This window comes from Chryseobacterium sp. 2TAF14 (assembly GCF_052115105.1).
Lineage (GTDB): Bacteria > Bacteroidota > Bacteroidia > Flavobacteriales > Weeksellaceae > Chryseobacterium.
The window spans coordinates 1-24,436 of record NZ_JBFRGA010000046.1 but is presented as its reverse complement, the minus strand read 5'-3'; the positions used below and the strand labels follow the sequence as shown (position 1 = coordinate 24,436).

At 34.6% G+C, this 24,436-nt stretch carries 26 protein-coding genes; 7 read left to right on the top strand and 19 right to left on the bottom strand.

Translation table 11 applies throughout. The annotated features are described in order from the left end of the window. The first annotated feature begins 110 nt into the window (after nucleotides 1-110). Nucleotides 111-1,013, top strand: coding sequence for a hypothetical protein (locus tag AB4Y90_RS07360; RefSeq protein WP_441556772.1), 903 nt, complete (start codon nucleotides 111-113; stop codon nucleotides 1,011-1,013). Between the two features lie 50 nt (nucleotides 1,014-1,063). Further along, complete coding sequence (locus AB4Y90_RS07355) at nucleotides 1,064-1,867, top strand: DUF6602 domain-containing protein (protein WP_441556771.1); 804 nt, start codon at nucleotides 1,064-1,066, stop codon at nucleotides 1,865-1,867. A gap of 68 nt (nucleotides 1,868-1,935) precedes the next feature. Here the strand turns inward: AB4Y90_RS07355 and AB4Y90_RS07350 are convergent, their stop codons facing one another. Then, entirely contained in the window at nucleotides 1,936-3,192 is a 1,257-nt protein-coding gene (locus tag AB4Y90_RS07350) for an exodeoxyribonuclease VII large subunit (RefSeq protein WP_441556770.1), read from the bottom strand. A 97-nt stretch (nucleotides 3,193-3,289) separates the two neighbouring features. On the opposite strand from AB4Y90_RS07350, the gene AB4Y90_RS07345 reads away from it, so the two are divergent. Next, a complete protein-coding gene (locus AB4Y90_RS07345) occupies nucleotides 3,290-4,117 on the top strand; it encodes a restriction endonuclease (protein WP_441556769.1) in 828 nt (275 codons plus the stop codon). Between the two features lie 396 nt (nucleotides 4,118-4,513). Here AB4Y90_RS07345 and AB4Y90_RS07340 read toward each other — a convergent pair whose 3' ends face one another. From AB4Y90_RS07340 to AB4Y90_RS07300, 9 genes are all read right to left on the bottom strand, one after another. After that, nucleotides 4,514-6,262 (bottom strand): patatin-like phospholipase family protein, encoded by a 1,749-nt coding sequence (locus AB4Y90_RS07340; protein WP_441556768.1) that lies wholly within the window; start codon nucleotides 6,260-6,262, stop codon nucleotides 4,514-4,516. A 208-nt stretch (nucleotides 6,263-6,470) separates the two neighbouring features. Further along, nucleotides 6,471-7,565, bottom strand: a complete 1,095-nt coding sequence (locus tag AB4Y90_RS07335) for a hypothetical protein (RefSeq protein WP_441556767.1) — start codon at nucleotides 7,563-7,565, stop codon at nucleotides 6,471-6,473. A gap of 168 nt (nucleotides 7,566-7,733) precedes the next feature. Further along, a complete protein-coding gene (locus AB4Y90_RS07330) occupies nucleotides 7,734-8,534 on the bottom strand; it encodes a Cof-type HAD-IIB family hydrolase (RefSeq protein WP_441556766.1) in 801 nt (266 codons plus the stop codon). Between the two features lie 498 nt (nucleotides 8,535-9,032). Then, a complete protein-coding gene (locus AB4Y90_RS07325; RefSeq protein ID WP_441556765.1) occupies nucleotides 9,033-10,220 on the bottom strand; it encodes an alpha/beta hydrolase family protein in 1,188 nt (395 codons plus the stop codon). 122 nt (nucleotides 10,221-10,342) lie between these two features. After that, nucleotides 10,343-10,939 carry a malonic semialdehyde reductase gene (locus AB4Y90_RS07320; RefSeq protein WP_441556764.1) on the bottom strand — a complete coding sequence of 199 codons (597 nt, stop codon included), beginning with the start codon at nucleotides 10,937-10,939 and terminating at the stop codon, nucleotides 10,343-10,345. A 98-nt stretch (nucleotides 10,940-11,037) separates the two neighbouring features. Then, nucleotides 11,038-11,877: a helix-turn-helix domain-containing protein gene (locus AB4Y90_RS07315; protein WP_441556763.1), complete on the bottom strand. Its 840-nt coding sequence runs from the start codon at nucleotides 11,875-11,877 to the stop codon at nucleotides 11,038-11,040. Between the two features lie 28 nt (nucleotides 11,878-11,905). Continuing rightward, on the bottom strand, nucleotides 11,906-12,397 hold the full coding sequence (locus AB4Y90_RS07310) for a cupin domain-containing protein (protein WP_441556762.1): 492 nt from the start codon (nucleotides 12,395-12,397) through the stop codon (nucleotides 11,906-11,908). Nucleotides 12,398-12,491: 94 nt separating this feature from the next. Beyond that, on the bottom strand, nucleotides 12,492-13,070 hold the full coding sequence (locus AB4Y90_RS07305) for a Crp/Fnr family transcriptional regulator (protein ID WP_441556761.1): 579 nt from the start codon (nucleotides 13,068-13,070) through the stop codon (nucleotides 12,492-12,494). 166 nt (nucleotides 13,071-13,236) lie between these two features. Beyond that, the gene (locus AB4Y90_RS07300; protein ID WP_441556760.1) at nucleotides 13,237-13,782 is read right to left on the bottom strand and encodes a carboxymuconolactone decarboxylase family protein; all 546 of its coding nucleotides are present in this window, start codon (nucleotides 13,780-13,782) and stop codon (nucleotides 13,237-13,239) included. A gap of 336 nt (nucleotides 13,783-14,118) precedes the next feature. On the opposite strand from AB4Y90_RS07300, the gene AB4Y90_RS07295 reads away from it, so the two are divergent. Together AB4Y90_RS07295 and AB4Y90_RS07290 are read left to right on the top strand one after the other, a co-directional pair. Then, on the top strand, nucleotides 14,119-14,694 hold the full coding sequence (locus AB4Y90_RS07295; RefSeq protein ID WP_441556759.1) for an isochorismatase family protein: 576 nt from the start codon (nucleotides 14,119-14,121) through the stop codon (nucleotides 14,692-14,694). 78 nt (nucleotides 14,695-14,772) lie between these two features. After that, on the top strand, nucleotides 14,773-15,501 hold the full coding sequence (locus AB4Y90_RS07290; protein WP_441556758.1) for a pirin family protein: 729 nt from the start codon (nucleotides 14,773-14,775) through the stop codon (nucleotides 15,499-15,501). A 70-nt stretch (nucleotides 15,502-15,571) separates the two neighbouring features. Here AB4Y90_RS07290 and AB4Y90_RS07285 read toward each other — a convergent pair whose 3' ends face one another. Next, entirely contained in the window at nucleotides 15,572-16,084 is a 513-nt protein-coding gene (locus AB4Y90_RS07285; protein ID WP_441556757.1) for a YceI family protein, read from the bottom strand. Between the two features lie 196 nt (nucleotides 16,085-16,280). Between AB4Y90_RS07285 and AB4Y90_RS07280 the strand changes: the two genes are divergently transcribed. Then, entirely contained in the window at nucleotides 16,281-16,871 is a 591-nt protein-coding gene (locus AB4Y90_RS07280) for a Crp/Fnr family transcriptional regulator (protein ID WP_441556756.1), read from the top strand. 210 nt (nucleotides 16,872-17,081) lie between these two features. On the opposite strand, the gene AB4Y90_RS07275 is transcribed toward AB4Y90_RS07280, so the two are convergent. The 4 genes from AB4Y90_RS07275 to AB4Y90_RS07260 all read right to left on the bottom strand — a co-directional run bounded on the left by AB4Y90_RS07275 (nucleotide 17,082) and on the right by AB4Y90_RS07260 (nucleotide 20,136). Beyond that, nucleotides 17,082-17,834 carry an SDR family oxidoreductase gene (locus AB4Y90_RS07275; RefSeq protein ID WP_441556755.1) on the bottom strand — a complete coding sequence of 251 codons (753 nt, stop codon included), beginning with the start codon at nucleotides 17,832-17,834 and terminating at the stop codon, nucleotides 17,082-17,084. A gap of 29 nt (nucleotides 17,835-17,863) precedes the next feature. Continuing rightward, a complete protein-coding gene (locus tag AB4Y90_RS07270; protein ID WP_441556754.1) occupies nucleotides 17,864-18,289 on the bottom strand; it encodes a YybH family protein in 426 nt (141 codons plus the stop codon). A 121-nt stretch (nucleotides 18,290-18,410) separates the two neighbouring features. After that, entirely contained in the window at nucleotides 18,411-19,295 is an 885-nt protein-coding gene (locus AB4Y90_RS07265; RefSeq protein WP_441556753.1) for an AraC family transcriptional regulator, read from the bottom strand. A gap of 424 nt (nucleotides 19,296-19,719) precedes the next feature. Next, on the bottom strand, nucleotides 19,720-20,136 hold the full coding sequence (locus AB4Y90_RS07260; RefSeq protein WP_441556752.1) for a winged helix-turn-helix transcriptional regulator: 417 nt from the start codon (nucleotides 20,134-20,136) through the stop codon (nucleotides 19,720-19,722). A 258-nt stretch (nucleotides 20,137-20,394) separates the two neighbouring features. On the opposite strand from AB4Y90_RS07260, the gene AB4Y90_RS07255 reads away from it, so the two are divergent. Then, a complete protein-coding gene (locus tag AB4Y90_RS07255; RefSeq protein WP_441556751.1) occupies nucleotides 20,395-21,330 on the top strand; it encodes an aromatic alcohol reductase in 936 nt (311 codons plus the stop codon). A 517-nt stretch (nucleotides 21,331-21,847) separates the two neighbouring features. On the opposite strand, the gene AB4Y90_RS07250 is transcribed toward AB4Y90_RS07255, so the two are convergent. The 4 genes from AB4Y90_RS07250 to AB4Y90_RS07235 all read right to left on the bottom strand — a co-directional run. Beyond that, entirely contained in the window at nucleotides 21,848-22,084 is a 237-nt protein-coding gene (locus AB4Y90_RS07250) for a DUF2798 domain-containing protein (protein ID WP_441556750.1), read from the bottom strand. A gap of 400 nt (nucleotides 22,085-22,484) precedes the next feature. Then, nucleotides 22,485-22,874: an SDR family NAD(P)-dependent oxidoreductase gene (locus AB4Y90_RS07245; RefSeq protein ID WP_441556749.1), complete on the bottom strand. Its 390-nt coding sequence runs from the start codon at nucleotides 22,872-22,874 to the stop codon at nucleotides 22,485-22,487. A gap of 64 nt (nucleotides 22,875-22,938) precedes the next feature. Continuing rightward, on the bottom strand, nucleotides 22,939-23,715 hold the full coding sequence (locus AB4Y90_RS07240; protein ID WP_441556748.1) for an SDR family NAD(P)-dependent oxidoreductase: 777 nt from the start codon (nucleotides 23,713-23,715) through the stop codon (nucleotides 22,939-22,941). A 20-nt stretch (nucleotides 23,716-23,735) separates the two neighbouring features. Continuing rightward, nucleotides 23,736-24,436: efflux RND transporter permease subunit (locus tag AB4Y90_RS07235; protein ID WP_441556747.1), on the bottom strand; the 701-nt coding region annotated here is incomplete at its 5' end.

Sequence of the window (24,436 nt, the reverse complement as noted above, 5' to 3'; positions counted from 1 at the left end):
GCATAAAATAGCTGTGGAAAAAAAGAAAATTTCACAATTTAAAAGAAGAAAAAATTAGGCTTTTGATAGAGCATATTAAATAATATTTATCTAATATAAATCATATAAACATGAGTCAATCACCCGAATACAATATATTTGTTAATAATATTGCTCGTTTTGCAACCGAAATAGTATTTCATTCGCGTGCATCTTGGTATAATATTGATTTAAACCTTACCGAACCGGAAATCATAAAAAAATTCTTGTTGGACAAAGGCGTGGGTGTAGATTATCTTAATCAAAACCTATCTCCTATCCTTAGCAATTCTTCTTATGAGGTCAAGTTTGCATCAGTTTTTGTTCATCAAAAGCCAAGGATTACAAGACATACAAAAGCAATCAATTTATGCAGTGGTAGTACACCAAAGTGCGAAATTGGTGATCTTTTAGTAGTATTTTGCCTATTAGATAAAAATAAAATCCCACTATTTAGAAGTGCTGTTATTTCACAAGCAAAAAAAGAATCCATCATAGATTCTCAATCGCAAAAATGCCTATACGACAGTGACATTAATTTTTTGATGCCTAAAAGAGTTTATGAAAAATCGATCAATCCAACTCCCGAAAGGTTTTTTCCTGATTATGCACAAGGAAGATCAAAGGCGCTACATTATTTAATTCTTGATCAACATCCTACGCTTAAACAAGTTCCTTGGGATTCAAATCTTCAATATAGTTGGGATCATTTTATTAACCGAATTTTATTGGGTGATCTTGGATTACCTTTTGAAAATGCAACCATCTCAGACGCAGGCTGGAACTGTATTATCCATGATCTATTGAACGTAGGGCAAGGAATTATACCAAGCAGCATATCCAGAGGAAGCGAATTTTTTAATATTATAAACTCATTCAATCATTTTAATGAATATGAACATTATTCAATTGAAATTGATGATGGAGCGGTAGGCTTACCTACCCTATACATTATTGTTAGAGATAAAGAATTCGAGAAAAAAAATTCTGAATAACTAATTGTAAAATATTATAAATAATTATTAAGCTTAAAATTTAAACACTTATGCCTGATCAAAACCTCTTAAAATTTCAAAGATCAATTACCCAAGAATTGATTTTTACCAATGAACGAGTGCGCGATATTATTGGAAGAGCCAATTGGGGCGAAGAAGGAAGATATAAAGAAGCGATTCTTGGCAAAGCCATATCTCAATTTTTACCTTCAAATCTTAAAATAGGTACAGGTTTTATTGTGTCAAATAATGATCATTTACACGGAACGGAAGCACAGATTTCCAAACAACTTGATATCATTATCTACGAAGATAAAACACCTGTAGTTTTCAGAGAAGGCGATTTTGTTATTTTGACAGACAGCGCAGTTCGGGCTGTCATTGAAGTAAAGGCTAAAGTTGTAAATAACAGTACAAATAAAAACGCAATTAATAACATTATACAAAAACTAGAGCTACTTAAGGAATTTAGAAGTTTTGATCAACAACAAAACAGAAAAAAATTTGTTGGAATATTTTCTTTTAACTACGAGCAGGATTTTAACCATAGAAGTTTACATGAGATTTTAGAAAGCTCTAGCGGTCTTGTGAATCATTTATCATTGGGATCTGATAAATTCATCAAATTTCATCATAATCCTGAAAATTTAATTCCTGTGGTTCCTAGAAATGCCCCATGTTATATAAAATACAATCTTGAGCAGTTATCGTTTTCTTATTTTATATCAAACTTATTGCATGTAATATGTTCTGAAGATCTCGAGGAAAGATATTGGTTTTCATTTCCAATCCCAGGAACAAAAGAGGTGCACAGAGAAGAAACAATAATCTATCTGAATAATCCCAATCTTTAATTTTAACAATACTCTATTATCTCTAAAAATATAAGAAAAAAAAATATAATAATTCTTTGAGTATATATTTAAAAAAGCTTTGCCAATACAAACCCAACAATTAAAGCCAAAATTGCTGCAATTATAACTTTAATATAATTGTTTCTGCTTTGCTCTGTTTCAATGCTCAATCTTTTATTATCATTTTGTAAAGATTCCAGTTTTGCATGTAATGCAGCCGTCTTTTCATTTACTGCGGAATGAAGGTTTTTTTCATGCAGCGCTATTATATCTTTTTTATAATTTTCTAATTCTAATGATCTTTGCTTCTGCTGTTCGGTAAAGGTTTTTTGGCTTTCCTGTATTTGCTTTGCAGAAGATTCCTGTAATTTTTGAAATTCTTCATTTTTTTTTGAGAGTTGTTCTGATAAGGTCTTAACCTGCTCTGAAAACTGCTTGCTAATATCTTTCTTGATATCCTCAATCAAAAGTGCTCTCGAATTTAGTTTTTCTTGGGATAGTTTTTCGATAATACCATGAAGACCCGCGCCATAGTCATGCGGAAGATGGAATTTCTTATCGGCAAGTTTATCCATTAATGTTTCATCAACGGTATGCCCAATAGCCGTGATGGTAACAGCATCAAGATCGACAAATAGTTCTGAGAGTCGTGTATCATTAAATACATCCATACTTTGACGATCGCCCCCACCCCTGACCAATGCAATAACATCGTATTTTTTTTGAGAAACTTCTTCTAGTTTTTCCAGAATTGATGTAGCCGATGTTATACTGCAATTATACTCTGAAATATCAAAATATTTTTGAGAAACATCCAGTCCTTCAGTAAAATCTTTTTGTACAATTGCATTATGACCGAAAATATTAGCGATTCTTACAGGCTCCTCTTTTAATATTTTATCCCTGATGACAGCCTCGATGTCTTTAGATCCTTTTTCAAGTTTTCTTTGAATAAGTTCATACCGCTGAAGATCCTCTTCTGAAATTGCTCTTTCTTCTTGTTTTATAATTTCATCAACGACAAATCTCAGCTCAATAGAAGAGTTTTTTATGCTTTTTTCTATAAATCCTTTGAAGGTATAGACTTTATTGTTTTCAATTTTTGTTCTCAGAAGAGAAGAGATCCGTACTCCTATTGAGCTATTATCAGATTCAGAGAACAAAATATCGTAATAATAATGACCATAGGCTTTCCCGCCACCAAAAGAATATCTGCCTTTTATATAAATCAGATTTATCGTTGCGTTGAGCTTTAACGAGTTGCTGAAAAGCCCCAATACAGATGATGGCGAATAGGTTTGAAAGCTAGTTTCTAAAGGTTGCATATATACAATACATTATTAGACAAAGTTATTATATTTGAATAATAACAAAAATAACCTTGTCAACGAATATTAAAAGTGATGGAACAAAAAAACAATCTTGACTGGAAACTTTACGAAGACATTACCAAATATATTTACGAAAACTTTAGGAAAGCAGTATAATATTACTATTGAAGGCTACGGACACCATTGTAAAATTATCGGCGCATCAGGCGTGTCTCATCAGATTGATGTATTAACTTCCGAATCCGATGGATTGAAGACCTATCGAACTGCTATCGAATGTAAATATTTGAAAAAAAAGGTGGATAAAGATGTTGTGATGAAACTTCGTTCAATAATGGATGACTGTAATATTCAGCGTGGAATCATTGTCTCAAAAAGCGGCTTTACAGCCGATGCAAAAAAATTTGCAGAACATACAGATATTAAAATAGTTCAGTTAAGGGAAAGATCTGAAAAGGATCAAAACATAAAGAAGGAAATCAAACTCGCAGATATTGATTTTTTTATTCATACCACTATACACAGACCTCAGGTTACAAAAATCATCGCAAAAACAGCAGATCATAAGGATTTAACACTGCATGAGCACGATCAATACCGCATTCTGTTAAAGGGTGAAAACGGAAATCAAATGAAGCTCTTTGATTCTATTATGCTATTTAAAAAGTTTTTGCATGATCAGCCTCCTTTTAAAATTGCTTCTAAATGTTATACGTATCCAAATCATAAACTTCAGATAGGTGAAGAGATGCATGATATAGAAAATCTATCCTTCACAGGATTGTTGACCATTATAGACGAACGCCAAAAAAAAGTTTTTTCTTTGATCGATCATGTTTGGCTGATTATGGAACAGATATTTGAAAATCAAATATTTGTCATCTCGGATTATGGTCTGATCATTCATAACCAGACCTGATTGTTTCCAGAATTTGCTTGTAAATTACAATGAAGAGAAATGGTTTTTTGATAATCGTCATGAGCCTGAAGAGTAAATCCATGATATCAGGCAGGTTATATTTTTGTAAGATAAAAAGACAATAAACAAAAATATTGCTTATTGCCTCAAAAAATATTGGTGAGGATATTTTATTAAAATATTAAAAACTATTAGGACTAAAGAAAATTTTTCTACACAGCTTGTTTTTATTTTGAGCAAAGTTAAATCGTTTCTCCTACTTATATATTTACTAAAAAGTTCAAATTTTTGTTCTAATTAGCTCAATTTAAAATGACTGTACTAAAACTACTGGCAATAAATAAGTACAGCAAACCTAAAGTATCCAAGAATTTCGTTATCTCTTCTTTCTATTGATTAATTTTGATACTCATTAAATAGCCAATAAGGATCATCCTTAAATTTAGCGTATTGTTCGATCAGCTTCTGCTGGAAGTCATTCCAAAATGTCTGATATGGCTCATCTGAAAAGCGTAAGGACCAACGGAGCAAATTGTAGCACGTAGTGAATTGTCCTGCAGCTACAATTGCCTCTGGCTGACGTTGTGCTATATGGTTTGCATCATACCAAAGTGTTGTCTCCATTTTAGTAGCAAGATCAGCAATGTTGATCATGGCTTCGGATGGTTCCATAAAACTCATAGGATCAAGCAGTGTATTGTCTACTCTAATTTTTAATCCTTTTTTTGTCCAAACTTCCTTATTCAGGTCAATATCACGTTGCTTTTTATTCTTACTGCTCAGCAAATAAACCGCATTCATAACCGAAAACTGACCCCAAAATTTAAGATTTTTTACCGCAGGACCATCCGGACTAGCTGCCCCTTTAGTATCTCCAACAGGAGTAACGCGCTGAAATAATCCGCCATAAGAGGCTCTTCTAATTTTTTTTAAAAAGATTACTGCTGCCATTTCCCCGGTGGAAGTGAGACGAGCATAAATCTCCTGAGCAAGAATACTAACATCAATGCGCATAAAAAACCACATGTGCTTTAAGATTAGCAAAGTAGCCGTTGAACGCTCGGCCGCAGCTCTGTTTTTAAGTAATATTAGCTTAACTAAAATAACGGCAAGTATTGTACTCAAAGCACTTGTAATCCCAATTACGGCATAAGAAAGTCCTTTGCAGAAATCGAAAACAGCCCCTAAAATACCTGAAGCCAAAAGTAAAAAGTTTAATATCATGTAAAAAAATAAGCTCCGTTTTCCAAACCAGCCAGGTTTGCTTTGAGAGGGATATTGATAACCGTTGGTATAATTACTACTTACGTCACACGTCATATAAAGATCGTAACCAAACTTATTTTTTCTTTGCAATCGTATTTCAGCATTCATAAATGAATCTATTCCCTGATTATCATCTATACCTCCGTCCATCAAAGGAAAGAGATCCGAGGACTTTTTTTCATTGTTAACGTACCTGTTATCCATCGATACGGCATCCTTTAAAACTTCTTTATCCAACCCCTTATAGCTGAAATCCTTTGGATAAACAAAAGGTTCAAAACCTACTGGAAAACAAGATGAACAAGCGAGAATATCACCTAATTTAATCTTTTTGAAATCATCGTCAGAGACTACATGAATAAAGGCATTTCCTGCCTCTCCTGTATTTTGAAAACGAAAGGACATTCCATTTTGGAACTCAGTAGAGTTTACACAAATACCAGGAATCCCTCCATCTTCCCATAAAATTCCAAACTTTTCACCTTCAAAAATTTTAATGTCATAAACTATTGAAAAAGCATTAATCAGATTTCTTGACTTATCCGGACGCAAACTCCACTCTGTTGGGGAATTCATGATTTCGAATACCTGATTAACAAGATTTTCCCCATAAAGCACATCACTTATCATCCATCTGAAATAATCATTGAATAGTACATTCTTTCGCTTAGCGACTGAGTAGGAAAGCAGAGTAATCGTTCCCCCAGAAGCCGAAGAAGAAAACTTCACAAGATCCATGAAAGGGCGGTTATCAAATTCTAACTGCTCCAGATAAGACAGACAACCCAAAGAAAAAGAAGCAGCACGAAATCCACCCCCAGAGAAACTCAATGCTATATTTTCAGGTTTCTTAGGATTAATAGACTGATAGTTTTTCATGATATTTTAGTTTTTGTATTAGTTCTTAAATATAATAAACTGAAATGCATAAAAAACAGAAAGGATCTTGAAATACAGACCTAAATTGTAACCTTAAACAGTATCCCTATTTTAGCATCTTTTAATCATTCAATTTTCTCTTTATCAAAAGCAATGAAATTTTTAAAAATCTTAATTACATATAGATTACTTTACCATCAATCAGAAATTATATCAATCTAAAACCAACAAACTCCAAAAGATTGGAATTGCAAACTACAAAACCATCGCTAAATCTAAAGAATACAGAATTAAAATTCTCATATTTATATTCTTCCAAAAAATCTTCCTCAACACCTTTCGCAATTCCGAGAAGTGATTTAAGTCTATTGAGTGTAATTCCCACGAACTTGTAATTGGAATATCGTCGATAATAATACTTATCATCGTACAGTGACACTATTTCTTCATCCTGTAACATAGATATTCCCTCTATTTTAAAAACTGGAACTTCATATTTTTTATTTTTGGATAATTTGTCTTCTGAAAGTAGAGAATATCCAATAAAATTTAAAAATGTTTTGGAGAGGAGTCGTTCGTAATGTGCCAATTTAATCAATTGACCCAAATTCCCCTCACGGTATATATCTCCGGGTAGCTCAGGATCTTCAATATATAATACTGAATTTGACATCTTATTATCTTCATTAGCAATTGCCAATTCCGTAATATAACCTTTAACCTTGGTAGGTCTTCCGCTTATTTTTACCTCCACTCTATCGAATTGCTCACGCCAAATATCAAATTTGCTATTATCAAATGCTATTGGTTTTCTGCTCCCTTTGGCTTCTGCTAAACATGGAGTACCATGATTATCCATAAACAGGAAGTCCGGCGTATCACCTTCTTGAGTTCTTTCAATCGATATGTGAGCATATTCAGCAGGAAGGTTCCTGCCTAATAAGGTGCCAACATTTGCCATGTAAGCTGAACCAAAAGTCTTTTCGACAAAATATCTGCACATCACCTGCCCTAAAACTCGGGAGTTTTCCTTTCTTGGATCTTTTGAAGCACCCGGATGCCCCTGCTTAAATTTAAATTCTCTCACATTCTCTACCAGATAGTTTAATGCAGGATATTGCCCATAGAAACTCACAGGTGTTTCGGTATCATCAAATTCTTCCAGTAAAAATTTAGCACAAAGCTCTTCAAGATCAATTTCGACTTTATCTTCAAAAGATTTTTTTACTGTATTATAAATGAAGTTCCCACTAAAATCATCCTGAAATTTATTGACCTCAAGTTTAATATCTCTCTTATTCATGGTTATCAATTAATACTATTTTTGATATATATATAAAATTAATGTATAGTATTGTCTGTGCTGAAGATAAGATTATTGATATGAAAAGACCAAACTTTTTAAATACATTTTGGTCTATCCATTTTTACTAATATTTTTTTCTTCCTCAAGATATTAATTGCCTTCCATTTATCCTATCAGACCGTAATGCAGTAATGCGGCTTCTACGCCATCATCATCAACTTCTTCGGTAACAAAATCAGCAACTTCTTTAACATTGTCTCCAGCATTTCCCATCGCCACGCCAACTTTCACAAATTTTAGCATCGAAATATCATTTCCACCATCTCCGAATGCCATTGTTTCAGATACATCAATATTGTAATGTTCACAAAAATATTGTATTCCTTTTTGCTTACTGACTCCACCTGGATTAACATGCGCAAACAATGGTGTCCATCTTGACGAAAGTGAATTTGGCATCACTTTCTTCATAAAATAAGCTTCACTCTCAGGATTTATATAAATGCTGACTTGTAGGACATTTTCTACATTAAGATCATCTTTATCATACAAAGGTGGCACCGGAAGATTCAGATTTGTGTATAATTCAACAACATCCGGACTTACGGCATTTATTTTTACCTTGTCCTCATACATCAATGTAAATGTAAGAGGTGACTTTTCTGAATAACGGATCAAACTTTTGATATCATCGGAATGGATCACCTGTCTATATATAACCTGGTGATCGGTAGTCATACAAAATCCACCATTATATGTTAAAAAACCGTCGAATTCAATATGCTTGATATGACTGAGATCATTCATTGAGCGGCCGGTTGCCACAATGACTTTAATTCCTTTTTTACGAAGACTTTCAATTGCCTTTTGAGTAGACTCCGGAATTTTCCTGGTTTTTAAACTAATTAACGTACCATCAACGTCAAAAAAAACTGCCTTTATAATTGGACTAAATACAGCACTCATAATATTACGTACTTCAACATTATTAAAAAAACATAAAAAATAATTTGCCAGAACTAGCATCCTAATATGTCACTTTGAAAATTCTAATTTATATTCAACATAAAGTTAAATCGATTTTTTCGCTCATATTCTACTAAATCGTTCAAATTTTTATTCTTTTTAGCTCAGTCCTACATTATTTATTTAAAACTATTTTACATCTCCGATGATTAACGTTAAACAAATCTGATCTCATCAGCAATTATATTAAAGATTGAATAGAAAAATAATAAAGGATAAATGCAATTCTAAAAGAATGTTTACTAGTCTGGTTTATATGGATTTTTTTAATCTATTTTAACTTTCAGAGAATTCGTTAACAGATCATACAACTGTAATTGATGGGTGTTTTTCTAATCCTGTCACTAAACAAAAAACGCTATAAACAATGATGTTTAAAGCGTTTAGCTTTTTTTGCCTAGCGAAGAGAGACCTTCTCTCTTGTCACATATATCTTTATTATTGAATAAATTCGGTAATCGAATCAACAAATTCTTCCGGCTGCTTTTGCCAATGCCAATATTTTTGAGGCCAGTTTTCTTCGCCAACATTCATTTTACTTACGGTAATCATATCGTGACTACAATCTTTTATGGTAACGATTTTATATTTTACGCCCGCTTTTGTAAGATATGTTTTCATTTTATTTATGTTCTCAGCGGGTGGTACCAATACATCTTTCTCTCCTAAAATACTTAAGACTGGACATTTTATTGTACTTAAAGCTTCTTTTGGATCATACTTATTCTTTCTCCACCACAATACATCTTCTCCGGTTTGCGATTGAGGAATATCCAGATAATCTATCCATTTTTCACCCTTGATTTCTGAAGCTTTCTTTTGAAGTGCGGCCCAGTCTTTTACTTTATTGCTCTCAATATATTTGAAAAAAAATCTGGAGTAATCCAATGCAGAATTAATTGATTCTTTTGAATAGCCTTCATCAGTTAAAGTATATTGCACCCGGTTTATATCCTGCTCATAAAGCGAAACGGCAGGACCAACCACTAAAATTGCAAACCCGGGGTCGGAAACTTTATTGGCTGCCATTGGAACTAGCCATCCTCCCTGACTTGCACCCAGAAAACCTATCTTTGAATAGTTCAAATCATTTCTGGTTTTCAGATAATTGAATGCGGAGGCCGCATCATCAGATAAATCATTAAAATCTGCCTGTGAAAAATTGCCTGTGGATTTGCCTGTTCCTCTTTTATCGTACAATAAAACGCCAATGCCTCTGCTAGCCAAAATATAGGCTAAAGAATGATACCAAGGTGTTTCCCTGTCTTCCCATCCGGAACGGTGCACCAAAACAACATAAGCTACTGGTTGATCAGTTTTTTTGGGTTTGAATAAAAGACCTGAAAGACTAATATCGTTGTTTGTAAATCTGATTTGCTCTTCCGTAAAGCTTTTTTCTTTTATTCCTGTTTTTTTCAGATGAATTCTCATTTCAGGCTTTACATCTTTGCTTACACCAGTTATCTCGCCCGTTTCGGGATTTAACATGCAATAGAAATCGCCATAAAATATTTTTACATTCAAAGTATCTTTACTCTTCGAGATTCTTTCAGGGATTACATCCATATATCCTATTTCAGGAATATCGTAGGTCGTTTTATCATTAGTAAAATCAAAGTTAATCATTTGAACAGAACCGTTTCGAGTCAAAGTTATCATAAAGACATCAATAATAATTGAATAGTTACATTGAATTAAAAAATGATCTGGTCTACATCAATATTATTTAAAAATTTGAAGCTTTAAAATCATTCGAAACGACAAGCCTCATCAAAGGTCAATCTCGGGTCACGGGGATACAATCTGGAATCATCACCATATCCAATAGTACAAATGAAATTGGCTTTCCATGAAGTTCCTTTAAAAAACGTTTCATCGATAATATCATTATGAAAACCCGACATCGGACAGATATCCAGTCCCATTCCGCGAGCAGCAATCATCAAATAAGCACCTGTTAAAGAACTGCTTCTGTAAGCAATTGATTCTGCAAATGCCGCGTCATTCTCGAACATTCCTTTGACATCCATTCGGGGAAAAAGTTTCGGAGCTTCCTGCCAAAACAGCTCGTCTTGTGCGATGATGGCAGTTACGGGAGCAGATTGTACTTGGCTCAAGTTGCTTCCCATATCTTCCAAAGCCGGATACAGTTTTCTTTTACCTTCCTCACTTCTTACGAAAACAATTCGGGCGGGCTGAAGATTACCGCTGGTTGGTCCGAATTTTATGATTTCGTAAAGGGATTTCAAATCTTCATCGCTTACAGGTTTTTCTGTCCAGTGATGATGTGATCTTGCGTCTGTAAAAAGCTGATTAAAAACTTCTTTAGAAAGAGATTTTCGCATTGTAATATTGTTTTATATTGTTTACAATGCAAAATTATGCTTGGCTTTCTTCAGAAATTGTTGACATTTGATAATAATGAAAAAGTTTGAAATACTGATTAAGCAAACAATTCCACAGCTTTTTTACGGTAATGAATAGGAGAAACACCTTCCTTGCTTTTAAAAAAACGACTGAAGGTCTGAATGTTGTCGTAACCCAGTTCGTAAGCAATTTCTTTTATTGATAAATTGGTATAATTAATCTGCTTCCTTGCGTGCATCATAATTCTATCGTGGATGATAGTCAGCGGGGCACGCTCTGAAACGATGGAGAACAGATTAGATAGGGTTTTAGGAGATTTATTCAATTGTGAAGCATAAAAAGCAACATCGTGATGTTCTGTAAAATGACTCTCCACCAAATAATTAAATTCTCTGATCATATCACTTTGGCTAATTTCCAATGTATTAAACTTATTGGTTTTTCTTAAAATCCTTACCGATAAAATCAACATTCTTTTCAGCAAAGACTGGAGCATATCCCGCTGTAAAATGTCTGCTTTCTGTATTTCTAAACAGAAAATCTCCCAGGAAATATCGAATTCTCTCACCATACTTTCTTCAATCGTCACGACCGGAATGTTCGAGGCTCCAAAGAAAAGTAAACCCTTGCTTCCGACCTCATTGTCGTGATTGATGATACAGAAAAAAGGCTGATTAAACCTAACCATTCTTGCCGTTTCAAAATCAATGGAATCTATTTTTTGAAATTCGGTCAGGAAAATAATTTGATTTTTCTGAAGGCGAAATAAGGTTTTATCTACGGTAATTTCCATACGTTCTCCTGTATTCCAGATAAAGGTAAGGTCAGTTTTGTTAATATCAAAGATAACATTTGAATTAGATGGAGTAAGGTTGTAAATCTGTAAAACCTCATTAGAATTATTGGTAAAAATCATATTGCTTCTGATTTAATTACAATTGATTTCAATCTAAATAATCAGGCGGAAAAGTTTTCTGTTCAAACTTTTCATCAAGATTTTGCAGGAAGTTTTTCCGTTCTTCTGTCATTTCCGGAACAGGCAAAAACTCGCCTTCAGAAATCGGTTGTCCGATAGCTTCAAAGATTTTTTCCAATCCTGCAGGCATTACAGTACAGAGAAGTTTGGCAGAAGCATTAGAAGTATTTTTAAAACAATGAACAGCCCCACCAAAAGGAATTTCTACAAATCCGCCTTTGGAAACAACAGTTTTTCCTTTTTCAGTTTTAAATTCAACTTCACCTTCCAAAACATAAAAAGTTTCGTGGGTGTGTGGATGAGAATGCGGTGGCGGACCTCCATTCGGCGGAACGGTCATTTCAATCACAGCAAAACGGTTCTCGGTTTCTTCCCCGGAAATGATAATCCGGTAATTTCCTCCCGCTACAGCAAGTCTTTTTCCACTTGCCACGTTTATAATTTTAATATCTGAGTCCATCGTTTTGTTTTTAAAATTATGAATGAAGCAAATTTACACCAGAGAAACATTTGAAATCGTTGACATTTGTCACAATCAATGCAACAGAATTTGATTAACGGAAACTTTGTTTTCTGATTCTGCTAAGCGTTTCACGGGAAATTCCCAAATAAGAAGCAATCTGGTGCAAAGGAAATCGCTGAATCATATCCGGATGAAGGTGAACAAAACTTTCATAGCGCTCCAAAGCACTGAGACTTATCGCATCATCCACGCGTTTTTGTGAGGCAATATGATTGTTTTCGCTCATTTTCCAGAACATATCTCGCACTGAAGGAATCTCAAGAAAAGCATCTAGATTAGGTCTTGGTAATAGTAATAATTCGGTATTTTCCCAAGCTTCGATATAATATTTCGAAGGCGTCTGATTCATAAAACTCTGGCGGTCGACAATCCACCAGTTTTCTACCGCCAATTGCAGAATATACTCAATCCCATGACTGTCTACGCTGAACTGTCTCATCGCACCCTTGAGTATAAAACCTGTGTAAGGGCAAATATTTCCTTCCTCAAGAAAATATTGTTTTTTCCTTAATTTTTTCGGCAGCAACAGCGACTGAATCTTTGCTTTTTCGTCATTTGAAAGGCTTGAATGGCTGTAGCGTTCTATATAATCAAAAAGTGGTTCGTACATTATAGTTTTTTGAGGCGATCAAGAAAATCGTTATGTATCAAATTTAAAAATTTTCGTTCAATTGACATTTATTATATTTAATCTGAAAATACAAATATTAAAAAATCGCCCTGTTGATTTCTCAGGACGATTTTCAATCATAACTAAATTTCTAATCTTACTGTGATTAATTTTTAGAAATGGGTGCCAATTTCGGAAAATCGATGTCTGTTTCTGATAAAATATTGGCATAATTGGTAAAGATGCTTAATGAAACCTGCGCTAAAATTTCAAGAATCTGAGCGTCATTAAAACCGGCAGCTCTTACATTTTCCAAAGATTCGCTGGAAACCGCTCCTTTTTTATTCAGGATTTCTTTTGTGAAAGCCAATGCTGCATTTATTTTAGCGTCAGAAGAAAATCCGTTTCTTGCATCATCAATTTCATGCTCACTGATTCCCATCTTACCTCCGACAAAGCTGTGAGCGGCATTACAGTAATCACAACCATTTTCATTAGCGACAGTAAGCGCAATTAATTCTCCTAATTTTCCGCCTAGCGACGAATAGCTCAATCCGGCGTTGAATCCCAGATAAGCATTGAGTACCGCTGGAGAATTGCCCAGTGTTCTCATCATATTGGGAACCATTCCCATTTTAGATTGTACAGTATCAAAAAGTTCTTTTGTTTTTCCAGTAGCTTCTTCCGGATTTAGTGCTTTAATGCGTGCCATAATAATATGTTTTAAAATTGTTTGTCATTATTGACATTACAAAGTTGCAGCTTTGAACCAGGCAACAGTTAGGCAACATTTCCCAAAGAGTTGGCAATTTTTCTCACAGCCGATTTTTATTTTATTTATTCTGAAAAATTAAATTAGAAAGTACAGTATTTAAATCAATGCATTGTAAATTAATTACTTAACTAAAATCATTGACATTTGTCACAGGATTTTTGTATCAAATATCACCGTTTTAAGGCTTCAACTGAGCCTAATTTTGTCCTGTACAATAAGCACTTACACGTCTGAAGTACATCATTAAATAATATTAACTTAAATACATTTATTATGCACACAAAAGCATTCAACCCGGAAAACGCAGCGATGCTGCTTATCGACCACCAAGTAGGAACTATGGCGTGGACACATTCTCACGACATCAATCTGGTAAAGCAAAACGCCATTAAACTGGCCAAGATTGCAAAAGCCCTTAATCTTCCCGTGATTTTAACATCCAGTATGGAGAACTACGTTCAGGGACCTTTGATTCCAGAATTACAGGAAATCTTACCAGAAGCGTATGAAGCCCGAATCAAACGTCCGGGAATTGTAAACGCAATGCATCACGCAGGTTTTAATGAAGCGGTAAAAGCTTTAGGCAGAAAAAAACTTTTCGTAGCAGGTGTTACGACAGAAATCTGTGTGACTTTCCCGGTTTTACAGATGTTGGATGAAGGATATGAAGTACAGGTTTCTGCAGATGCATCTGCATCCTACACCAAATACGGCGATAATCTGGCCTTGGAAAGAATGAGACAGGCAGGCGCAATTATCACTACAGTCGACCAGATTATTTCGGAATTGGCCATTGACTGGACAAGTCCGAACGGAGAAAAACTGGTTGGAATTTTAAACTATCATTAAAATTTCATTATCAAAAGAAACATCGTTTTACGATATAAAAGCGGTGTTTCTTTTGTTTTTAAAATTAAAACCTATCTTATGAAAATCATCAGAGCTTCAGAAAAACATACACACGGAAATCAGACATTTCACGTTGAAATATTATATCCGGGAAGCAATCTCGGAAAAAACGATACCGGATTTTTGACTATCGGCAGAATTGACCATGCCTTATTTAAACCTCCCGGTTTGGTTCCGATGCATCCGCATCAGGATGATGAGATTTTTTCCTATATCCGTTCGGGAAAGATGGTTCATCTCGACAGCACGGGTAAAAAGGAACATCTGAGCAATTCTTATATGATGCTGATGAATGCGGGAAGCGGAGTTTCACACGAAGAAAATGCCGAGGAAGATGTAGAAATGCTTCAAATATTTATGCGGCCTTCTGAAAATGATTTGCCGCCACAGGTTCAGTTTCATCAATTTGAAACAATTTTCAGTGAAAATAGCTGGAGATTGATTGCCGGAAACACAACTGATTCGCCATTGAAATTACGAGTGGAAACTAATATTTTCGACATTAGACTGCAAGAAGATAAAGTTGTTGAAATTCCGGAATGGAATGAAAAATTTATCAACTTTATTTACTGTTTTAATGGAGAAATTAAAATCGGAAATGAGACCATTGCAAAAAGTGACAGTGTGATTTTCGAAGAAAATTTAACTTTTGAAGCCATTACAGAAAGTGACCTGGTCTTGTTTCAGATAAAAAAAGACGCTAAATACAGCGATACGGGAATGTTCAGCGGGAATAAATTCCATTAATCATTTGACTGTAAAATGAAAAAGCCTTTGAAATTCCAAAGGCTTTTCTGTTATGCTTGCAATGTGATGTTTAAGATTCTTTTACAAACTGTAATTCACCGGCCAATTTTACCTCATCGCTTACCATTACACCTCCGCCTTCAAGTGCAGCGTGCCAGGTAAGTCCGAATTCTTTTCTGTTGATTTTGCCCTCGAAAGAAAATCCGGCTCTCGTATTTCCGTAAGGATCTGTTTTGATACCGTTAAAATCGACATCCAGCGTAATTGGTTTTGTAATTCCGTTGATGGTAAGATTTCCAGTTACATCGTCACTTAATGAGGAAGCTTCGAAAGTGATTGTAGGATGCACTTCTACATTAAAAAAATCTGCAGATTTCAGGTGATTGTCTCTATCCATATTGTAAGTGGATATAGAATCTGTCTGAATCGTTGCCGTTGTTTTTACGTTTGAAAAAGTATCGTCTTCCGCTTCCAGCTGCACATCAAAATTGGTAAAATTTCCTTTGACATTTGAAATCATCATATGTCTTACTTTGAAAGTCAATTCACTGTGTGTTGGGTCTAAGTTCCATTTTGTTGCCATTGTAATTATGTTTTAAATTGTTATTTATACTGCAAATTTATAGGAAGTGGCGACCGGAAATTGTTGATATTTGATAATAAATATTTTGCATCGAATGAATTCAACAATCAATTTTGATATTGGCTTTTATGACGATTTATTACCAGATTATTTTCATTAAATTCGTAAATCCGGAAATAAAGTTCAGCATTTAAATATGAATATTAATCAAGACAGTTTTTTAGTTCTTTTCAGTTACATAGAAGAATACAGTTCATCACCGTTGAGTTCTGAAGACAAAGAGTTTATACGAGAGCTATTTATTTATAAAAAAATTGGCAGAAAACAGTTTTTTCTGAAACAAGGAGAAATCTGCAAATACTGTGGTTTTATCATTAACGGAGCGATGAAACAATATTCTGTAGATGATTCGGGGAAAGAAAATGTCATTAATCTTTATCTAGAAAATTGGTGGGTTGCAGACCGCGAAAGTCTTTTGGGTTCCAAGCCGACTATTTATTATATTGAAGCTTGTGAAGACACCGAAATATTGATAATTTCGCAAGAAGGCATTAAAGAAATGACAAAAGTTCCTGCCCTCAACGAATTGACAAAACGCCTGGATATGAACCACGGCATAGCGATGCAAAACCGCGTAAATAATGCGCTAAGCCTTCCTGCAGTTGAGCGTTATAATAATTTATTTAAAACTCATCCCGCATTTTTACAGAGATTTCCGCAACATCTTATTGCATCTTATTTGGGAATTACAAAAGAAACTTTGAGCCGTATCCGGAAGCAAAAATAGCTTGAGAAGTTTTTAATTAACAACTTCCTACATTTAAAAACGAAACTTTTGTTTTGACTTAAATCTCAAAGCGATTCTTTTAGATTAGTCAAAGTTTCCTAGAAAATATTTTCACAAAAATGCAGTATACTACTTAATCAAAAATGCAGACCAATTATATCTGCACTTAAATTCTAGAATTATCGAAAGCAAAAGTATATACTTAAGGGATTAGCTTTTAAATAGCTCAAGGGCCCAATTCTCAAAAATTACTTTACCAGCAGAATACTGACCACCGGGGACTAGAAGTGAAGTAGGAACAACAAAATGCATATACTTATTTTCATTGTCTATAATCACTTTTTTATCCTGATTTGTAATTTGAATATACTTAGATACAAAATCCTCCATTTTGCCACGTCTCGGTCCTGCAATTTCGATGGTGTCATTTTTAGGCTCTTCCAAGGAAAATTTTACTACGAACTCTGCAACATCATCAAGTGCAATTGGCTGATAATCTAACTTTGATACAAAGACTTTGTCCCCTTCTCCCTGAACTTGGATGATGGCTTCCACATGTTCGTGAAATTGTGTTGACCTAATTATAGTGTAAGGTATACCTGAGTTTTTAATAGTATCCTCTTGAAGTTTTTTTGCTCTAAGATATCCGATTTCMAATGCATCATCTGTTCCTACAATTGATAAAACGATATGATGCTTTACACTAGTATTCAATTCCGCATTAACAAGATTCTTTCCCGCAGTTTCAAAAAATCGAAGTGCATTTTCTTCTTCGGGAGAAGATGAATTTGACAGATCAACTACTATTTCAGTTCCAGTCAATGCTTCCTGAAGTCCTTCACCAGTAAGGATATTTATACCTTGAGATGGCGAACCAATTACTACCTCATGACCAAGTTTTTCTAATTTTTTCGTTACAAGCCTTCCTGTTAAACCTGTAGCTCCTATTACTAAAATTTTCATATTTGATTTATTTAATATTATAAAGTTGATTAAAACAAGCTGCGCACCTGAATTCCAAAAGGGTTTTCAAACCAATATCTCCAATATCCATCTCTTCCTCTTTTCGCATAATCATTAGATGTTCCACGCATATATACTTTTTCTCCATTATTTGCATTACCTGTTATAATCCAATCCAAGATTAGTGATGCTAAATTACCATCTACATAAATATTCCTTGTTGTAATTTTGACTGGTAAACCGAATTTAAAGAAGTAGTCTAATTCTCGCGCAATCTCCAATCTTCCTCGCCTAGGTTTACCATTTTCACCGATAAAGATTGCATCTTCCTCGTAGAAACCAAGCATAATCTCAGTGTTGAAAGAATTCATGTGAGCAAGAAAAGAATCGACTATTCCCTCCGGAGTTTTTGACAATGAGAATACTGAGCGTTCAACAAAATCCTGTCCAATCATAAAACTTAAATTTTCTTTAGAAGTAATTTTTTTCTATTACAAAATTGAGCAATCTGTATATGCGATGCCACTCACAAATTAAGGTAAAAGGTGGACAAAAGAAGGAATAATCTTAATGATCTTAGGTTTGGTCAGAGTTTTTAGCGTATTTCTTCCGATATTCACTTGGCGAACAACCTGCTTTTTTACTGAATAGTCTAATGAAATACTTTACATCTTGATATCCCAGCTGATAGGAAATTTCCTTGATGCTTATTTCCGTATAGTAGAGCAATCTTTGCGCTTCGTTCATCACTTCCTTTTGGATTAGTTCGGAAGCTGATAATCCACTTACTTTTTTTACTGTATCACTTAGATGTGCAACAGTAATATTAAGCTTTTCTGCATATTCAAATGGACGCCTTATCGTCCGAAAATGGGATTTTACAAGATTCCTGAATTCCTTTGTGAGACTGATAGAACGTAGACTTATACTTTCAGAATTAATGAGTGATTGACGTTCGTAGCATAAAACTGCCTGTTCAATTAAAGCTGAAAGCAATGGTTCTTCAACTTGTCTGTATGAGCTATCGTTCAGATATTGTAATTTTATCATTGAATCAAAAATTGTTCTAAACCAATCACGCTCATTATTAGAGAGATCGATAATCAAGGTTTCCTCTAACAAATTATCTAAACTGGTTTGTGCCATTCTACCGATATGACGGCTTTCAAAAGACAGATAATAACCGGTTGCGTTAAGAGTCTCTACAATCTGATGAACTTGTCCAGGAGGAGAGACAAAAAGTGTCCCCACCGGCATTGTTAAATGCTTAAAATCAAATACAACTTCAAGCTGATCAGTTTCAATTAGCATGCAAGTATAGTGGTCGTGCCTATGAGGTGAAAGTGCTTTTATAATACCTGGTGTAGATCCGTTCCAAATACCAACAGCAATCCCACTGCTGTAATCCATTCTATTTAATGTAATTGAATCGTTTTTAAGCATACCAATTTCTTTGCACAACTAATTTAGTTTTTCTTTATTTAATAGTGTGTATTATTCAAGACTAAAATTAAAGAAGCTATCCACTAATATTAATGATATTTAGAAAATATCGATAATTCTTCGGTTATGGATACAAGGCCGAAATAGCCAATTAAAGACTTACAATTCCAATAATGATTTCTAAAAGTTTTGTAAATTAAATTGCATTAAACTTAAGTTAAAATAATTTGTTGAATAAAAGAGGGGAATATAATTCGCTTTTAATTTGACTTAATCGAACCAAATCATCTATAAAAGTGTTTGAAGATACGCTCGTTAAGGTCACAAACAGCCAAATGGCGCCAACTGAAGACAGTTGGCGCCATTTTTTTTAATCTTTGCTGATTATTTTAATAATTGTTTTTTGAGATTTTTACAGCTTCCTCGAAATAATTTTTGTTTTTTACTTTTCCGACGTTTTTAAATATTCGGATCTCGCATTATTAAGTTCATTACTATTTTTAGCAATCCACAACCAAAGTGGAGTAACCTGTACCAATAAACCGCAACCTAGAGAAGTTAATTCATATTCTACTCTTGGTGGTACTTCCGGATAAATAGTTCTTGATACCAATCCATCTCGCTCTAATTCTCTGAGGCATTTTGTTAACATTCTCTGACTAATGCCTTTGATATGACTCTCCAAACTTGAGAAACGCATTTTTCCATCTATTCGCAATGCATGAATTACAAACAGTGACCATTTATTGCCAACGTGATTGAGTATATCATGTTTAAGCTCATCCTGATCTTTATTCAGTACTTTGCAAATGTCATCCCAAACATTTACAATTTCTTCGTCCGTCATCAGTCTTTCCATATAGTATAATTAGTATTTATAAAGATATATTTTTCTAATGACAAAACTATTTGTAAAATGGATTTTCTAATTTGGAGAGAACTACGAAAAAAGTTTTCTTTGAAGTAATTTAATTTGTCTAAGAATCAAAAAACTAACATTGATGTCTGCAACTTACAACCAAGTACCTTATTGTTTTCGGTATTTGAACTTAGTAATTTTGCTTAGGAAATGAATTCATTATCAACTACAATGGATTTAAATTTTAACGATTTTTAAATGGAAAATACATCAATTTTAATTTTAGGAGCTGGCGAATTGGGAATGCCAGTCATCCGAAATATTGCGCAAAAGGCTGTCATTTATAACAATGTAACAGTTACGGTTCTTTTGAGAGAAACAACGATAAACTCAAAAGATCCAGATAAGAAAAAGAATATTAATGAGCTCAGGGAAATAGGTGTCGAATTACTTGAAGGCGATCTTTCTGCACCATCATCAGAACTTATTTCCATTTTTAAAAACTATGATGCTATAATATCATGTACAGGGTATGGAACTGGTGCCGGAGGTTTTCAGCTGAAATTAGCAAATGCCGTTCTTGATGCCGGTGTCAAAAGATATTTTCCTTGGCAGTTTGGGGTCGATTTTGAAGTGATTGGACGAGGCAGTGCTCAGGATCTTTTTGATGAACAGCTTGACGTACGAGAACTTTTACAATCGCAAAGTTCCACAAAATGGGTCATTATTTCAACAGGTATGTTTACCAGTTATCTTTTTGAGCCATTCTTTGGAATTCTTGATTTAGAGAATAAATCGATCAATGCTATTGGGGGTTGGGATACGGCAGTTACATTGACGACACCGGATGATATCGGAAGACTGACCGCCGAGATTTTCTTTCAAGAACCACTGATCGAAGATGAGATCGTTCACATTGCTGGAGATACAATTACTTACCGACAGTTAGCTGATATTGCCGAAGCTTTATCAGAACAAAATTATAGCCGTACACTTTCTGATATGACAGAGATAGATAATGATTTAAAAAATGATCCTACTAATTYTGTGAAAAAATATCGTTCCATATTCGGTGCTGGGAAAGGTGTTTCATGGCCATTAGAAAATTCTTTTAATGCTAAAAAAGGAATTCAAACAACTTCTGCCAAACAATGGGCAAAAGATAATATTGACTGGAAATCTTACAATACATAATTGTTCGAAAAAGTACAGTTTTAAAAATGAGTCCGTCTCACACCTAGTGAAAACGGACTTTTTTTATGTTTTTTCGACCTCCTGTCGGGAAATGGTTTTCATACACAGGATTCTCAACCCAAATTATTGAGTTATGAGACTAACTCATTTTTAAATTTATCGTTTTTTGAGATTTTATATCAAATAATAAATTCCCAAGGTAATACTTTGACGTTGTAAATCGTGGCAAGAAACTCCACTTTTGTATAAAGTTAATTGAAGAACCATTGCTAAATTTTATTAATAATACCATCTTTCATAAGTAGACCAATCTCAGAATTTAAAAACTTGATTTGTTTTTTTAATACCGCAGAATTCTAAATTGCATATTTCTATAATGATATACCAGATAACAAACATGAAAGGCTGTAACCATAATAAAATTAGATTTTGGCTTTAGCCAATTGTATATATATTTATACAAATTGGCTAAAGCTATTCTCATTAATTATAGAACCTTCCGGATCCCAAAATCAGGTTATTTAGTTGCGCTGTCAGTTCCTGAACTAAATATTTTTTTGACCAACCTGTCTACTATTGGAGAAATCAACAGGATAACAGGAATCGAAATAAGATAAGATATCAGCCAGGATTTCAGCCATACTTTTAAAAGATTGTGAGCCCATCCGAAATTGATGGAAATCAAAATATAGGTTATGAGGCCTGTTGTAATGGTTCCCATTATCATAGCAAAGGCTATTCTTTGTTTTAGCATTGTAATAAAATTTAATTGTTAATAATCTGACATCTAGATCTTAGTTCTTCATTCCAGGACTGATTTGGCCCATAATATTAACAGCTGACTTTCGGCTTAAGAATCTGAAGGCGAAAAGCATCAATCTGTTCTTCCATCCTTGCATTACCCTCGGCTTAGACCTGTATTCCAGTGCTGTGACCAATTCTTTAGCAACATCCTGAGTGGATGACAAAATAAAATCCGGATATGCACTGGCCTGCTTTCCTGCGTGTAGATGAAATTCGGATTTTGCAGCGCCTGGATTGAATCCCAGAACAAAAATGCCTTTAGACTTGAATTCATACCAGAGGGACTCAGAAAAATTGGCCACAAAACTTTTTGTAGCAGCGTAGACTGAAGCGCCCGGAAAGGATGAATGTCAGAGTAAAGATGCGATATTGACCAAAGCATCTCCTTTTTTGGCATTTTGTAAAAAAGCATAAGACAAGATTACCACAGCATCCATATTAAGATACATTCTATTGATCTGTTCATTAAGTGGCAGATCGACGAATTTCCCATAAAGACCAGATCCAGCGTTGTTGATAAGAATATCGTATTTTTTATCCTGCATATGCGATGCAAGTTTATTGACATCTTCGGCAACGGAAAGATCCGCTACAAATACGGAATGATCATTATCTTGTAAACTCTGTCTGATAGCTTCCAACTTATCTCCACTTCTTGCCACCAAGGTTAAGGAGTATCCTTTTTGGGCTAAAAGTTTAGCAGTTTCCAGCCCGATACCTCCACTGGCTCCAGTGATCAATATATTTTTCTTATTCATTTTAATAGTTTATGTGATTAGAAATCGTTAGTTGAGGTCTGTTTTACTAAGCCTTACTGGCGAGCTTTTTCTTGATTTTCATCATCATTGAATCCGTTGTCACACGTGGAAGGTTTGAGAGAAACCAGTTCATTGAACCAACGATTTTTTTGCCTTTGCCATTCAATAAAAGTTTGACGCCTTCTTCTGCAACCACCTCCGGATGAACCGGTTTATTGCTTTTCATCATATTGGCTTTGAGCATTTCTTCGTTGTAAAATCCAGTATCAATCGGTCCTGGGCACAATGCAGTGACCACAACGCCGGTTCCTTCCAGTTCCGAAGCGAGTGTCTCTGTAAAAGCCAGTACAAAACTTTTCGTCGCTGAATAGACCGAATAATAAGGAAATGGCAAAAATGCCATCAAAGAAGAAATATTCATAATTCTTCCTGATTTTCTTGCAACCATATCTTTTACGAAAAGTTTATTGAGAGCTACAAGACTTGAGATATTCAGGTCGATCATTTTCAATTCGTCATCCAAAGAGGTCTCGGTAAATTCACCGTAGGTCGCAAATCCTGCGTTGTTGACCAATCCGGAAACTAACAGATTTCTTTCCAGAACTTCGCCATAAAGTGCAATGGCATTATCCACAACCGAGAGATCTTTGACGATGTAGTGAGCAGAAATATTGTATAACTCGATTAGTTCTTTCTGTAATTTTTTCAGTTTATCTTCGCTTCTTGCTACTAAAATCAGATTTTTGTTTTTCTCGGCAAGCTGAATCGCCATATGGTAGCCTATTCCGGATGAGGCTCCGGTGATTAATATGTATTCTTCCATTTTTTATTTAGTTTTTAAGATTATTTTTCTTCACCACTTTCCATTTCCAGACTTGGCGGAATCAGTTTGTACATCACAGGTGTCACAATTCTTGATAAAATCGTAGAACTGATGAGTCCACCAATCAACACGATTGCCAATGGAGCAATTTGGGGATTGGGATTCACTGCCAAAGGAATCAGACCACAGATCGCTGTCACTGATGTCAGAACCACCGGAAGAAATCGGGTTTCTCCTGCAATTGCAATGGCTTCATCGATAGACTTTCCTTCCAGTCTTAACTGATTGGTAAAGTCTACCAGCAATAATGAATTTTTCACCTGTATTCCCGATAACCCGATGAATCCAATAATGGAAACCAATGACATCGGGTTTCCTGTCGCTATTAAAAGCAGTACACCACCCAAAATTCCTAGTGGAATGATCGACAATACAATGATGATCCCTTTGAATGTTTTAAACTGTAACAACAGAACAGCAATGAACAAGAATGTACTCAATACGATAACCGACAGGAAATTACCTCCCAATGCATCACCTTCCGATTCTTTCTCTCCGGCAAGTTTGTAATAATAGCCTTCAGGTAATTTTAATTTATCTAATTTCGGAATGATATCCACCAACAGATCATTTGCGTAATAACCTTTTGCGGACATCGCAGAAACTTTCACAAAGCGTGATTTGTTGAAGTGGTTGATCGTCGTAGGTGCAGTTTCAAAAG

Bases quoted from the DNA above. Each gene is read 5' to 3' on its own strand.
- AB4Y90_RS07290 (WP_441556758.1), top strand. From the start codon at position 14,773: ATGAAAATCATCAGAGCTTCAGAAAAACATACACACGGAAATCAGACA.
- AB4Y90_RS07310 (WP_441556762.1), bottom strand. From the start codon at position 12,397: ATGGACTCAGATATTAAAATTATAAACGTGGCAAGTGGAAAAAGACTT.
- AB4Y90_RS07250 (WP_441556750.1), bottom strand. From the start codon at position 22,084: ATGCTAAAACAAAGAATAGCCTTTGCTATGATAATGGGAACCATTACA.
- AB4Y90_RS07340 (WP_441556768.1), bottom strand. From the start codon at position 6,262: ATGAAAAACTATCAGTCTATTAATCCTAAGAAACCTGAAAATATAGCA.
- AB4Y90_RS07330 (WP_441556766.1), bottom strand. From the start codon at position 8,534: ATGAGTGCTGTATTTAGTCCAATTATAAAGGCAGTTTTTTTTGACGTT.
- AB4Y90_RS07355 (WP_441556771.1), top strand. From the start codon at position 1,064: ATGCCTGATCAAAACCTCTTAAAATTTCAAAGATCAATTACCCAAGAA.
- AB4Y90_RS07240 (WP_441556748.1), bottom strand. From the start codon at position 23,715: ATGGAAGAATACATATTAATCACCGGAGCCTCATCCGGAATAGGCTAC.
- AB4Y90_RS07360 (WP_441556772.1), top strand. From the start codon at position 111: ATGAGTCAATCACCCGAATACAATATATTTGTTAATAATATTGCTCGT.
- AB4Y90_RS07335 (WP_441556767.1), bottom strand. From the start codon at position 7,565: ATGAATAAGAGAGATATTAAACTTGAGGTCAATAAATTTCAGGATGAT.
- AB4Y90_RS07260 (WP_441556752.1), bottom strand. From the start codon at position 20,136: ATGGAAAGACTGATGACGGACGAAGAAATTGTAAATGTTTGGGATGAC.
- AB4Y90_RS07315 (WP_441556763.1), bottom strand. From the start codon at position 11,877: ATGATTTTTACCAATAATTCTAATGAGGTTTTACAGATTTACAACCTT.
- AB4Y90_RS07350 (WP_441556770.1), bottom strand. From the start codon at position 3,192: ATGCAACCTTTAGAAACTAGCTTTCAAACCTATTCGCCATCATCTGTA.
- AB4Y90_RS07285 (WP_441556757.1), bottom strand. From the start codon at position 16,084: ATGGCAACAAAATGGAACTTAGACCCAACACACAGTGAATTGACTTTC.
- AB4Y90_RS07295 (WP_441556759.1), top strand. From the start codon at position 14,119: ATGCACACAAAAGCATTCAACCCGGAAAACGCAGCGATGCTGCTTATC.
- AB4Y90_RS07300 (WP_441556760.1), bottom strand. From the start codon at position 13,782: ATGGCACGCATTAAAGCACTAAATCCGGAAGAAGCTACTGGAAAAACA.
- AB4Y90_RS07270 (WP_441556754.1), bottom strand. From the start codon at position 18,289: ATGATTGGACAGGATTTTGTTGAACGCTCAGTATTCTCATTGTCAAAA.
- AB4Y90_RS07320 (WP_441556764.1), bottom strand. From the start codon at position 10,939: ATGCGAAAATCTCTTTCTAAAGAAGTTTTTAATCAGCTTTTTACAGAC.
- AB4Y90_RS07280 (WP_441556756.1), top strand. From the start codon at position 16,281: ATGAATATTAATCAAGACAGTTTTTTAGTTCTTTTCAGTTACATAGAA.
- AB4Y90_RS07305 (WP_441556761.1), bottom strand. From the start codon at position 13,070: ATGTACGAACCACTTTTTGATTATATAGAACGCTACAGCCATTCAAGC.
- AB4Y90_RS07325 (WP_441556765.1), bottom strand. From the start codon at position 10,220: ATGATTAACTTTGATTTTACTAATGATAAAACGACCTACGATATTCCT.